Below are 12,480 nucleotides of genomic sequence, written 5' to 3'. Positions count from 1 at the left end.
GCGCTCGAGCTCGGCGTCCACCAGAGCCGGCTCGGCCATGGTGCGCGCGGCCGGTGGTGCGGCCTCGTCCGCGGTTCGTAATGCGTGCCGTGCGCCGGTTTTCTGGGGTTTCGCCGACGGCCGCTCCAGGAGTTGCTCGAGCTCGGCCACCTCCCGATCTGCTGCTGGATCCTTGGCCGGCGGTGCGACGAAGGGCACGATCGGCTCGAACGCGATCTTCTCCGACGACGACGCCGCAGCCGCGTTCTTGGACGGGATGAGCAGCGCAACGATCACGGTGCCGACTCCGAACACCACGGCGGCAACAACACTCGTGTGCACCACCGCGTCACCGAACGCCGCGACGGCATTGGCTTCGAGATTGTCGGCGAACCCACTGAGGAATGCGTTCTGGTCGCGGATGACGTCGGAGACGATCACCGCACCTGCCAGCGAATCCTGGGATGCAGCAAGTCCTTCCGCTGCCTGCCCGGTGTACTGGCCGTTCGGTTGCTTGCCGGGGAAGGTCTGCAGAAATCCTTCGATTCCCTGACGGTAGGACGCGGCGAGCACCGATCCGAGCACGGCGATGCCGAGCGATCCGCCGAGTTCTAGGGCGGTGTCGTTGAGTCCGCCGCCCACCCCGAGCTTGCTGTCCGGGAACTCGCCCATGATGGAGTCGGTGCAGGGCGAGACGGACAGGCCGATGGCGAGACCGAGCAGCGTCAGCACGGGAAGAAAGTCGGAGTAAGTTGCCGTCGCGTCGATTCCGATGAGCGAGACGACCGACAGTGTTCCCACGACCATGCCTGCGGTGACGGTGATGCGCGGTCCCAGTTTCGGCGTGAGCCACATGGTGATTCCGGATCCGACGAAGACTGCGCCGGCCAACGGCAGGAGATGAATACCGGTGGACACCGGACCGAAACCGAGCGCGAACTGGAGGTATTGGGCGACGAAGTAGATGGCACCGAAGGTGACGAGGAAGAAGATCAGTACCGCGAGGGTTGCCCCGCTGAGGATGCGGGAAGAGAACATTCGGACGTCGAGCAACGGATTGGGATGGCGCAGTTCCCATCCCACGAAGCCCAGGACCGACAGGAGCCCGACGAGGGCGAAGTACAACGGCCCGACCGTCCAGCCGAAGTGCATCCCCTCGATGATGGCGTACACGATGGTCGACACGGCCAGCACCGACAGCAGACCACCGATCCAGTCGATCGCACCCGGGTCGACGGCCCGTGACGGCGGGACCAGCACGACGGCTCCGACGATGGCAGCCAACGCGATCGGAACATTGATCAGGAACGTCGAATGCCAGGTGAAGCTCTCGAGGAGCCAACCCGCCAACAGCGGCCCGGCCGCGATAGCCAGTCCCGAGGTGGCCGCCCACACGGTGACCGCGGTGGCGCGCTCCCGCTTCGGGAAGGTCGCCACCAGCAGCGACAGTGTGGCGGGCATGACGATGGCAGCGGCAACACCCATGACGATGCGGGCCAGGATCACCCCGAGGGTGGCGTCGGTGAGCGCTCCGGCCACAGAACCGGCGACGAAGATGATGAGGCCGATGATCAGAGCGCCGCGACGGCTGTAGCGATCTCCGATCACCCCGCACAGCAACATCAACGACGCGTAGGGGACGGTGTAGCCGTCGATCACCCACTGCAGGTCGCTGCTCGTCAGGCTCAGGTCGAGTGTCATCGACGGTGCGGCGACCAACAGCGACGTGTTGGCCATGACCACGATCAGCAGGCTCAGGCACAACACCACCAGCGCCGACCAGCGTCGCGGGTACGGCTTGTGCATATCTTGGACAGGCGTCATCGCAAGCAGTGTCATCGTGTGTTCCCCCCCGTTGGCAAAGTGCGAGACACACCTTGCACAGTGCTGTGCAGCTTAGGAACCCTCGGCTAGGATCGGCAATGTTTTGTGGCGGCAACCACACTCCCCGCCTGCGATCGTGCTAGATGTTGTCCTGTGCGCAAGACGACGGAGTCGAGCTCGAGTACACGGGACGCAGCAGCGCCGCCCGTGCAACGACGCGACGCCCGGTCCAACCGAGCGCGAATTCTGCATGTTGCACAAGGGGTTCTGGCGGACAACCCCGATGCAACCATCAACGACGTCGCCGCCGCTGCAGGTGTGGTTCGGCGAACCGTCTACGCCCACTTCGCCTCTCGCGAAGCTCTGATCGACGGTATCGCCCTGGAGGCAGCCGAGAGCATCTCGGCCGCACTCGGCCGGGTTCCCGCTGCGGACGAATCGGCCGTCACGGTGTTCGTACGGCAGACACTCGCTCTGACACGCGTCGGCGATCAGTACCGACTCCTACTCGCCGTCGCGCGAACAGATCTGGGACACAACAGCATTCACGATCTCCTCGGACCGATGCGCGACGCGGCCGCCGCGGTCATCCGGCGCGGCCAGCGCGAGGGTGTGTTCTCCTCGTACCTCGCCGCAGAAGTACTGATCCTCAATATCGAAGCCATTGCGTTGTCGATCCTGGACGCCACCAACGCCGGCTTGATCGGTGACCCGGCGGGAGCGGCGACGACGTCGAGCCTGGTACTGCTGGGCATCGCACCGGACGACGCGGAACGCATCGTCGCCGACGTTCGGGCCTCCGACTCGTCCTCTCGCGCCCACTGAGAGCAGCACGGACCTCGCGAACGACGAAGGCCCCGTTCGCGCGATGCGTTGCGCGAACGGGGCCTTGGGCCGAAACGTGGTGGAGCTAGGGAGCCGGGACGAATCCTGCGCCGAGTCCGTTGCCCTGATCGACGTTGCGAAGGATCGCGTCGAAGTTGGTGCCGACCTCGGGGCCGAAGCACGCCACACCGAGGTAGGCGTTGACCATGCCGACGAGGGTGTTGCCGACGACGACCGGGCTGCCCGAGTCACCTTCGACGACGCACAGCTGAGCCCAGGTCTCCTGCGACTGCAGGATGTCGCCGTACGCGAGTCCGCAGGTGTTGCCGGTGGTACGGCCTTCCTTGCACACGATGTTCGGGAACGCCGTCGGCGGGCCGACCTGAGAGATGGTCACGTTGCCGACGCGGTTGATCGGTGCGACCTTGTCACGCTGGAATTCGATGAGCGCGTAGTCGTATTCCGGGTTGGAGAACGCGATGCGGCCGACCTCACCGAGGGAGGTGTCGTACTCGGGAACGATGGAGGCACCTGCTTGGCCACAGTGACCGGCGGTGAAGCCGACCAGGTTTCCGTTGCGGTCGTTTCCGATCGTCGTCAGCGTGCACTCGGCCTGACCACCGACGATGATTCCCGAGCCGCCGCCGAGAGCAGCTGGAGTGGCCGCGGATGCGGACCCCACGCCGACGCTGGCTACGATTGCAGCCGCCCCCACGACGACGAGCATGATTTTCTTGAACATGTACTCCCTCTCAGCGGTGTCGGCAGAACCCTAGCAACAACAGGTGTACGAACACGAGCGAGTCGTTCATACGTCCTGCTCGAGGGCGGCAAGCGTCGTACGCGCCTCCTCGAGTTGCCGGCTCAGTTCCGCAACGCGTCGAGCAGCCTCCTCGCGCGCATGGGAGATGACCGCCTCGACAGCGTCGCGCGCCGTGGGATCGCCCAACTCTCGAACAGCGCGGCTCACCGACTCGGGGCTCACCGGTTGCGCTTTGGTTGGCCGCTTCGCGCCCTGAGTGACGGTGACCGACCAATCGTTGTCGGCCCCGGCATGAATGGTGACGCTGACTCCGCCCGGTGCCTTCTTGACTCGACGGGGAGCAGAACTCTGCGGTGCCACTGTCTTCGGTTGTTCCGCCACCGCCTTGGGCTGTACCTGTTCCGCCTTGGGTTGCAGCGGCTCGGCATTTCTCACCGACGCAGCCGGCGGGGTCTTCTTGGCAGGTGCCCGCTTGGCCGGAGCCGGCGGGGTAGCCGCGTTGCGGGTGATGCGCAGTTCCTCGGCCTCGTAGGGCAATTCGTCGTTGACGCCCTTCGGGCTGATCGTGACCGTGTTGCCGTCGATCGACACGACCTTCGCGGAGGTGCCGTCGGGCAGGCCGAGGCTCGGGTTCGGTTCACGGAGATAGACGGTGGCCCGACGCCCCTCGGCGAGCGCCGCGGCCAGTGTCGTCAGATTCTCGGGAGTCAACGAATCGTTCACTGCGCGCCCACGGGGTGGCATCGACTACCGGCCTTTCTCGAAAGTGTTTGCGAATACTGTCGCACAGATGCAGGTGAGATGTGGCCGGGGCGGCGTAGGGCGCGTCGGATAGTCACACGAAAGGCCCCTGAGGCGATTTATCTGTTAATCCAAGTAACTGTAACCGCAAGTAGCTGTTACTTGGATTAACACTTAGATTGTGGTGGCCGAGAAGGCCGATGCATCCGACTCTATACGACAGCCCTCCCGCGCGCCCGTCGAGTCCAATCGGCGTGCCGTCGACCCCCACCGGGGTACCGGCGAGTAGCCGCGCGACTTCAGGCGAGATCGGCGTCCCGGAACCACCTCACCGAACCACCCTCGCACTCGGTTTCTGCCGCGTAGCCTGGCGGCGTGCCTTCTTGCGGAGGTGCGGAACAGGAGTCTCGATGTACCACCTCGACGCGGACGAACAGTCGCTCAGCGACGGTCCGCACGTGTATTTGCTCGACGCCAAATCCACCCTCGAGGTGCAGGCTCTGAATCAGTGGATCGACGCCACCACACCGGACGGCGAGCCCCGTCCGCCCTCGGTTGTGCTTTCCGGTGAGGCGAGAACGTCACTGTCGGACAGCGTTCGCGGGTACGCCGACGATCCGCTGCTCATCCCGTTGCGGGTCACGTTGTCCGATCGCAAGAACGGCATTCTGCATCGCATCTTCGCGCCCCGTGGTCGGTCCAAGCCCACGCAGGTGTGGCAGCGATGGGTGGCAGGCGACGACCCAGACCACTCCGCAGTTCTCGTCGGAGAGCCCGCGACACTCAGTGATCTACGAGAGCGGTTCGAGCGCGGCGGCGGCACGTCCCTGTCGTCGTTCATCCTGCGTCAGGCCAGTCTGGCATTGGACAAGGCCGAGCGCGGCGTCATCGGCTCCGAGTACAAGATTCCGCGCTTCGTCGTCGAGGACATGACGGAACAGAAGAAGTTCCGGGACGGAATCACCGAGCTCGCGGAGGAGGTCGGCCAGGATCGCGAGGCCGTCGACAAGCGTGTCCAGGACATCCTCGGTGAGATGGTCGCAACCGAGACCCGCCGCGCAGTCGAGATGTGGGGAACCCTCGGGGCGTACTTCTCGCGGGCCTACAAGGTCGACGTGGACCGCGATCAACTGCAGAAGGTGCGCGAACTCAACAAGAACTATCCGCTGGTGTTCCTGCCCAACCACCGTTCCTATCTCGATCCACTCGTGCTGCGTCCCGCGCTGCTGGCCGAAGGTCTGCCGCTCAACCACGTCATGGGCGGCATCAACGTCGGCTTCTGGCCGCTGGGTCCGATCGCGAAACGCAGTGGCGTCGTACTCATTCAGCGCAAGTTCTCCGACGCGATCTACAAGTGGACGCTGCGTCAGTACATGAGCTTCCTGCTGAGCAAGCGGTTCAACCTGGAGTGGTACATCGAGGGCGGCCGAAGCCGCACCGGAAAGCTCCGCCCGCCGCGGTTCGGCTTGTTGACCTATCTGGTCGACGCACTCGAGACCAGCGATGCCGAGGACGTCTATCTGGTTCCGACGTCCATCACCTACGACCGCCTGCACGAGGTCGGCGCGATGGCCGAGGAATCGCACGGAGCGAAGAAGCAGGCCGAGGGCATTCGCATGGCCATCGGCTACATCCGTGCGCAGGGCACGTTGCGCGGCAACGTGTACCTCAACTTCGGCGAGCCGATGTCGGTGGCGTCGATCGTCGCCGACAACCCCGACAAGCGAGTGGCGGTGCAGAAGATCGCGCTCGGTGTCTCCCATGCGATCAACGACGCGACTCCGGTGACGCCGGCGGCGTTGGTCACCATGGCCCTGCTCGGCATCGAGGATCGCGCCCTCAACGTCAACGAGATGTGGGCGATCATCGCCCCGCTCGCGCGCTACATCAAACGCCGCAACCTGCCCACCGCGGGCGGCGTGGACATCGCCGACGTGGACGTCGTGCGCTCGGCCGTCATCGCACAGGTCAACGCCAACGTCGTCAAACGTTTCGACGACGGCCCCGAGCCGCTGTTCTATCTGGCTCAGGACAAGCATCTGGTGGCAGCGTTCTTCCGCAACAACGCCATCCACTTCTTCGTCATGCGCGCCATCGGCGAGTTGGTCGTGCTGCCGACCAGCGGCGAATCGACACCATTGACGGAGGAATCCCTGTGGCAGTCGGCACTGCAGTTGCGTGATCTGCTCAAGTTCGAGTTCTTCTTCGGCGACAAGAAGGACTTCGGCGAACGGCTCGAATCCGAGGTCGATCTCATCGATCCGGACTGGCGCACCCACATCAGCGACCCCGATTACGCTGCGCGACAACTTCAGTCACAGGATCTGCACCTGGCGCACCGCGTGTTGCAGCCGATCTTCGAGGCGTACCAGGTCGTTGCCGATCAGCTGATGTTGCTGCCGCAGAGCGGTGAGTTCGACAAGCCGAAGTTCATCTCGGAATGCCTCGGTGCCGCGCAGGCCAGACGGCTTCGTCAGCAGCTCGATCACAGCGAGTCGATCTCCGGTGAATTGTTCGACACTGCACTGCAATTGGCGGAGAATCGCGATCTGGTCGATTCGAGCGCGGACGGTATCGCCCGCCGCCGCAGGGCGTTTGCGCTGGAGATCGACGAGTGGGCACGCAAGGTGCGCACGATCCGCGACATGGCGCACCGCATGCTGCGCGAGGTGGAACCGATCTCGGCCCCCGAGGAGAACAATTCATGACCGAATTCGACGATCGACTCATCGCGATCGCCGCCGCTCCACCCGGCCGAGACACCGTGGCATTCTTCGATCTCGACGGCACTCTGATCAACGGGTTCTCGGCCCGCGCAGTGTTTCTCGAACGACTCAAGACCCTGGACGTGACGGTCAAGGAACTGTGGGAGATATCCAGCGCCGTCGTCGAGATGCGGATGCGCAACTCCCCGGTCGACAATCTGATGGGCAAGGCAGTCCGCGGCCTCGAGGGGCGGCGGGAAGAAGACCTGATGGAGCAGGCGTACACGTTGTTCCGCAACGAGATCGCGCCGATGATCTACCCGCAGGCACGCGCCCTCGTCGAAGCTCATCGCCATGCCGGGCACCGACTGGTGATGGCCACCTCGGCCACGCCGTATCAGGCGCTGCCCGTGCAGCAGGACATGATGTTCGAGACTCTGCTCTGCACCACTCCGGTGGTCACCGACGGGATACTCACCGGCGAACTGGTCGGCGATTCGCTGTGGGGGCCGCGCAAGGCACAGGCCGCGATCGACTACGCCGAGCGGGAAGGCATCGCTCTGGCCGGCTGCTTCGCCTACTCCAACGGCGGGGAGGACGTGCCGCTGCTCGAGGCCGTCGGGCGTCCCGTCGCACTCAATCCGGATCCGGAACTTCAGCGGTACGCCGCCAAGAAGAAGTGGCCGTCGCTGACGCTGGAGAGCCCCAAGCGCGGCACCGACCTGACCTCCGCGGTGCGCAGCACCGCCGCTCTGGGTTCGGTGTTGGCCAGTGCATCGATCGGCCTGGGGTTGGGCCTGCTGACGCGCAGCCGACGCAACGGAGCGAACATCACCAGCACCATCGCGCCGGACATCGCGTTGACCATCGCCGGCGTGAAGCTCGACGTGACCGGCACCGAGAACGCGTGGTCGGCACGGCCTGCGGTCTTCATGTTCAACCACCAGAGCACCGCCGACTCGATCATCGTCACCTCCATTCTTCGACGCGACATCACCGCGGTCGCCAAGCGAGAACTCGAACGCGACCCACGATTCGCGCTGCTGGGCAGGATCTTCGACGTCGCGTACGTCGACCGTGGCGATCCCGCTCAGGCGCGTGAGGCGATGCGTCCGGCCATCGAGAAGTTGCACAGTGGCATCTCGGTCGCCATCGCGCCCGAGGGCACACGAATGCCTACCTCTCGTCTCGGCCGATTCAAGAAGGGCGGCTTCCACCTGGCGATGCAGGCCGGAGTACCCATCGTTCCGATCGTCATCCACAATGCGGGCGACGTGATGTGGAAAAAGGATTTCACCGTCCATTCCGGTACCGTCAAGGTCACCGTCGGCGAGCCCATTCCCACCACGGACTGGGAGCCCGAGAAGATCGACTCGTACGTGGACGATGTCCGTTCCTATTTCGACAGAACGTTGGGATATGCCTGAGAACCAGATCAACTCGGTGGTGCAAGCGGAGATCGAACGCAATCTCCTGGGGGGCACGCCGAAGTACACCCGGTCCGACATCGTCGACAAGTCGGGGCTGCCGCTCGAGCGGGTCATCGCGCTGTGGATCGGCATGGGCTTTCCCATCCACACAGACACCGAGGCGGTCGTCTACACCGACGCGGACCTCGAGGCACTGAAGCTGATCACCGGACTCACCGAGCAGAAGGTCATCAAGCCCGAGATGGAGGTCGCCATCGCGCGCACTCTCGGCCAGTCGATGTCCAGGCTCGCGGAATGGCAAGTGGGCGTTGTGAACTCTCACATCCTCGAGCGCATCACCAGTAGCGACGAGGACAAGAACGACATCGACGCCATCCGGCGCAACGCCAGGGACATCGCCGCCGAGACGGTGCCCACCCTCGAAGCGCTCCAGGGTTACACCTGGCGTCGGCATCTGGCAGCAGCAGCCGGACGGTCCATCGCCGCGCCCGACGACGCCACCGACAGCCCCGTCATGGCCGTCGGCTTCGCGGACATGGTCGGCTACACCAGCCTGACGCGTCGACTCGACATCGGCGAACTGACGACACTCCTCGAGGAGTTCGAGTCGCTCGCCACCAATATCATTGCGCGCGGCCGTGGTTCGGTGATCAAGAACGTCGGCGACGAGGTGATGTTCAGCGCGCAGACTCCCGAGGACGCCGCCCACATCGCCCTGGACCTGCAGGACGCGTTCGCCGAGCAGGAGGACATGCCGGACCTGCGGGTCGGACTGGCCTGGGGCCCGGTTCTCGCCCGTTACGGTGACCTGTACGGGTCGGTGGTCAACATCGCTGCGCGCCTGACCAGTTCGGCCAATCCGGGCACGACTCTCGTCGACACCGTCATGACCGAGGAACTGCGTCACGATTCCGAGTTCTACCTCAAATCGATTCGCTCACTACGGGTCAAGGGTTTTCACAAGCTCAAGCCCCATCGTCTCAAGCGCAACAAGCGCAGCGGTCACCGGAGCGAGGAGTAGAACTTCAGATGTCGACGCGCGGCCTCGTCCCACGTCAGGCTGCGCGCCAACGTCAGGCCCGGTGACGAGTCCTGCGGGGTCACGAGCGCACGTTCGAGTTCGGCCGCCATGGTCGCCGGCGTGGACGCATAGATAACGCTGTCTCCGAACACTTCCCGCAGTACCGGGAGATCTCGCGCGACGACGGGAGTCGACGCCGCGAGAGCCTCCATGGCAGCCAGTCCGAAACCCTCCTTGGTGGAGAAGAACGGCAGCACGGCGGCCTGCGCCACGAGGTGCGGCAACTCGTCGTCGTCGACGGTACCGAGTATCACCGGCTCGATACCGAGTTCGGTTGCGCGGCGGTCGAACTCCGTCCGATATCCGCGGTAGTCGAACAGCGTCTCGCCGCCGGCGAAGACCAGTCGCAGGTCGTGCGGACGCAACCGAGCGAAGGCCTCGAGTAGATCGAGACTGCCCTTGCGTGGTTCGATACCTCCGACTGCGAGCACGTATCGGCCGAGCTTCTCACGCCAGTGCGATCGGCCCGATTGCGCAGCTGCGGTGAACCTCTCGGCATCGACGCCGTTGGGAATGACCGTGGGCTCGAATCCCCATCCACGGCGAACATCGCTCGCCACCGCCGCCGACACGCAGATGCGCGCATACGGGGCGGTGATCGCGCGTTCGTGGCACGCGGCGAGCTCGGGCGTGGTGAACTCGTCCAGGTGATGGATGGTCCTGATGCAGCGGCCTGCGGCATTGGCGGAAATGCAGTCCTGCGCGTGCACGATGTCGTACTCGTCCGGTGTGAAGGCCTGCCGGAGAACATCTATGGACCGCAGTATGCGTTCGCCGACGCCCTCTTGGTCTCGGTGCTCGAACGGGACCATTCTGATCTCGACCGCGGGGTCGACAGCACGGAAGAACGTGCTGTCACCGCCGCGACCCAGAGACCACACCGAGACGTCCTGCCCGGCGCGCGCCAGCGCCTCCGCCAGCGCCAGCGTGTGCACCACTCCGCCGCGCGGCTTGGACGAATAGGTCAGCAGGCTGATTCTCATTGAGCCGGCTTCTCCTGCAACAGGTTCGGATATGCGTCCACTCTACGCTCCGCCAGGTGATGCAGCCCTCGGCGGGCACGGTCGACCTCGGCGTCGACATCGATCTCGTGCACCGCAAGGCCCCCTTTGGACCAGGTCCGCGCCAGGACGTCGCCGCCGGGACCGACGATCTTCGCCTGTCCGAGAAAGCGGAGGGAACCCATCACTCCGGTCTGATTGGACGAGACCAGCACCACCTGGTTCTCGGCCGCGCGGGCCGCGTCGTACAGATCGAACAGACGGGACTGCCGATCGTTCGGGAGCGAGGACGCGCGATCCGTGACGCTTGCCGGCCACGCGGACAGCGCCGCAATGATTCTCGCCCCGTCGAGCGCCAACGTCCGCGCCGACTCCGGGAACGTCTTGTCGTAGTCGATCAGCATCCCCATCCGCCCCACCGGGGTATCGAAAGCCTCGAACCGGTCACCGGCCGCGTAGGCGAGCGACTCTCCGAGCGGCTGGTGCACCTTGCGGTGACTACCCAGAATGCCGTCTCCCGTCAGACACGCGGCAGCGTTGTACCGCAGCCCTTTCGACAACTCGGTGTATCCGATGCAGATGGTCATGTCTCCGGCTGCGGCGATGATCGCCGCCAGTTCCGGACCGTCGGGATCGAGGGTGGGCGGCAGTTCCGCGGGATCCGGATTGCTCAGGCTGTTGATGTAGCCCCCGAGGGACGCGTCGGGCAGCACCAGGAGATCTATACCCTCTCGGGCCGCACTGGAGATGATCGTGGTGATCTTCAGTACGGCCCGATCGACATCTCTCCCGAAATGTGCTGCCAGCGCGCCGATCTTGATGGGGACCAATGGGACTCAGACCATCTGACTCTGCGGCTGCGCTGAGTTCCGGGCCTGCACTGAGCTTCGAGACTGTGCTGCACTGATCTCGAGACCGATCTGGTCGGCGAGGAACTGCGCGTCCCGGGCCACCGAGGCGAAACGCCCCGAGCCCCAGGTGTGCTGCCACGGCAGGCCCAGGAAGTACAGGCCCGGCACCGAGGTGACGCCGCGGTTGTGCGTCGGGTGTCCTTCACCGTCGAAGGTACCGACCTTGAGCCACCGGTAGTCGGTGCGGAAGCCGACCGACCAGACGACGGCCTTGATATCCGAGGTGGCGAGGTCGAGTTCGGTGGTCTCGGTCTCCGGACGCCAGACCGGCACGTAGCGATCCTCGATGGGGGCGCTGATTCCCTCTCGCTCGATGTAGGCGTCGATGTTGTCCTTGATGCTTTCGGCCACCCGATCCGCGGCATCGAGAGATGCCTCGAGAGTGGGTGCGAACTGCAGAACGCCGTCCTCGACGCCGAGCAGTCGGCCGTAGAGTTGCATCCCTTCGGCGGCGAATGCGCGCAGGTCGATATCTCGACCACCGTCACGGCCGGTGACGTAGTGGTTGGTGTTCTCGCGTTTGCCGACGCCACCGGGTTGATCTTCGATGGAGACATCGTAGACCCCCATGTCGTGCAACCAGGCGACACAGTCGCGGCCGCGATAGAAGCGCGCGACGCGGGGAGCGGTGCCGGCCACCAGGTGTACGCGTCGGCCGTCGAGGTGTAGATCCTCGGCGATCTGGGCACCGGACTGCCCGGTGCCCACCACCAGCACATCGCCGTCCGGGAACTGGTGTGAGCCGCGGTAATCGGACGAGTGCATCTGGACGATCTCGCGCGGTAGCTTCTCGGCGAACCGCGGGATGGTGGGGATGTGGTATCCACCGACGGCGACGACGATCTGGTCGGCGTGCATCGGTCCGGCGGAGGTCTGCAGGTCGAAGCCGCCATCCAGGCCCTGCAGAGCTCGGTCGACAGAAACGTGTTCTCGTACAGGCGCATCGAAGCTCTCGGCGTAGCGTCGCACGAAAGCATGGACCTCGTCGCGCTGCATGAATCCGTCGGGATCGTCACCGTCGTAGGTGTATCCGGGAAGTGCGCACTGCCAATTCGGCGTCACGAGAGTGAAGTTGTCCCAGCGGGAGTCCTTCCACTCGTGCGCGATCGTGTCGCGCTCCAACACGACATGTTCGATGCCACGCTGCGTCAGATGCCAGCTGATGGACAGGCCGGCCTGGCCGCCGCCGATGACGATCACGGCGTGGTGTTCTGTCACAC

Annotated in this window: 10 protein-coding genes; 4 read left to right on the top strand and 6 right to left on the bottom strand. The window is 64.8% G+C overall.

The window, feature by feature from the left end:
* Positions 1 to 1,818: MFS transporter (locus CH251_RS02315; RefSeq protein ID WP_094611682.1), on the bottom strand; the 1,818-nt coding region annotated here is incomplete at its 3' end.
* 138 nt (positions 1,819 to 1,956) lie between these two features.
* Between CH251_RS02315 and CH251_RS02310 the strand changes: the two genes are divergently transcribed.
* On the top strand, positions 1,957 to 2,628 hold the full coding sequence (locus CH251_RS02310; protein WP_179273693.1) for a TetR/AcrR family transcriptional regulator: 672 nt from the start codon (positions 1,957 to 1,959) through the stop codon (positions 2,626 to 2,628).
* 85 nt (positions 2,629 to 2,713) lie between these two features.
* Here the strand turns inward: CH251_RS02310 and CH251_RS02305 are convergent, their stop codons facing one another.
* Both CH251_RS02305 and CH251_RS02300 read right to left on the bottom strand, forming a co-directional pair.
* On the bottom strand, positions 2,714 to 3,370 hold the full coding sequence (locus tag CH251_RS02305; protein WP_094611613.1) for a peptidase S1 family protein: 657 nt from the start codon (positions 3,368 to 3,370) through the stop codon (positions 2,714 to 2,716).
* Between the two features lie 66 nt (positions 3,371 to 3,436).
* Positions 3,437 to 4,135: a DUF6319 family protein gene (locus CH251_RS02300; protein ID WP_094611612.1), complete on the bottom strand. Its 699-nt coding sequence runs from the start codon at positions 4,133 to 4,135 to the stop codon at positions 3,437 to 3,439.
* Between the two features lie 407 nt (positions 4,136 to 4,542).
* Between CH251_RS02300 and CH251_RS02295 the strand changes: the two genes are divergently transcribed.
* The 3 genes from CH251_RS02295 to CH251_RS02285 are packed head-to-tail and all read left to right on the top strand — an operon-like array spanning position 4,543 to position 9,288.
* Positions 4,543 to 6,840 carry a glycerol-3-phosphate 1-O-acyltransferase gene (locus tag CH251_RS02295; protein ID WP_094611611.1) on the top strand — a complete coding sequence of 766 codons (2,298 nt, stop codon included), beginning with the start codon at positions 4,543 to 4,545 and terminating at the stop codon, positions 6,838 to 6,840.
* Entirely contained in the window at positions 6,837 to 8,264 is a 1,428-nt protein-coding gene (locus CH251_RS02290; RefSeq protein WP_032396772.1) for an HAD-IB family hydrolase, read from the top strand. The genes CH251_RS02295 and CH251_RS02290 overlap by 4 nt, the downstream gene beginning before the upstream one ends.
* Complete coding sequence (locus tag CH251_RS02285) at positions 8,257 to 9,288, top strand: adenylate/guanylate cyclase domain-containing protein (RefSeq protein ID WP_094611610.1); 1,032 nt, start codon at positions 8,257 to 8,259, stop codon at positions 9,286 to 9,288. Before CH251_RS02290 ends, CH251_RS02285 begins: the two co-directional genes overlap by 8 nt.
* On the opposite strand, the gene CH251_RS02280 is transcribed toward CH251_RS02285, so the two are convergent.
* Genes CH251_RS02280 through CH251_RS02270 form a run of 3 tightly spaced genes read right to left on the bottom strand, consistent with a single transcriptional unit; the run spans position 9,270 to position 12,478 of the window.
* The gene (locus CH251_RS02280) at positions 9,270 to 10,331 is read right to left on the bottom strand and encodes an MSMEG_0565 family glycosyltransferase (protein ID WP_094611609.1); all 1,062 of its coding nucleotides are present in this window, start codon (positions 10,329 to 10,331) and stop codon (positions 9,270 to 9,272) included. The two genes, CH251_RS02285 and CH251_RS02280, sit on opposite strands and share 19 nt — an antisense overlap.
* Positions 10,328 to 11,179, bottom strand: a complete 852-nt coding sequence (locus CH251_RS02275; protein WP_094611608.1) for a carbon-nitrogen hydrolase family protein — start codon at positions 11,177 to 11,179, stop codon at positions 10,328 to 10,330. The genes CH251_RS02280 and CH251_RS02275 overlap by 4 nt, the downstream gene beginning before the upstream one ends.
* A gap of 6 nt (positions 11,180 to 11,185) precedes the next feature.
* Complete coding sequence (locus CH251_RS02270; RefSeq protein WP_094611681.1) at positions 11,186 to 12,478, bottom strand: MSMEG_0569 family flavin-dependent oxidoreductase; 1,293 nt, start codon at positions 12,476 to 12,478, stop codon at positions 11,186 to 11,188.
* Positions 12,479 to 12,480 lie beyond the last annotated feature (2 nt).

This window comes from Rhodococcus sp. 06-462-5, assembly GCF_002258315.1.
In the GTDB taxonomy this organism is placed as follows: Bacteria; Actinomycetota; Actinomycetes; order Mycobacteriales; family Mycobacteriaceae; genus Rhodococcoides.
Note: the sequence above shows the minus strand (reverse complement) of the source record. Positions and strands in the feature narration are given on the sequence as shown.